Origin of the sequence: Streptomyces sp. P17, assembly GCF_032436805.1 — a bacterium.
GTDB lineage: Bacteria > Actinomycetota > Actinomycetes > Streptomycetales > Streptomycetaceae > Streptomyces.
On record NZ_JAVRBF010000706.1, the window covers coordinates 1 to 278 of the forward strand.

Sequence of the window (278 nt, forward strand, 5' to 3'; positions counted from 1 at the left end):
CTTCGGTCAGCGGCAGGCCAAAGCCTTCAGCAAAGGACGGCATCAGCAAAGCCTGCGCGCCGGTCAGGACGGCGGCCACCTGCCCGTCGTCCAGAGTGTTGAACTCGGCCACGTCCGGGGTGGCCGCGATGCGGGCAAACAGCGCCTGATCGGCCCAGCCCCGCCGTCCGATCACCACAAGCTGAGGGCGCGGGGGCGGCAGGCTGTCCCAGACATCCAGCAACAGCGCGTGATTCTTGCGCGGCTCGATGGTTCCAAGGGTGACGAAGCGCGGGCGG

1 protein-coding gene is annotated in these 278 nt (G+C 68.7%); it reads right to left on the reverse strand.

Annotated elements, in window-relative coordinates:
- Positions 1-278 (reverse strand): glycosyltransferase (locus tag RMT89_RS42675; protein WP_315889141.1); only part of this gene is annotated, 278 nt, incomplete at both ends.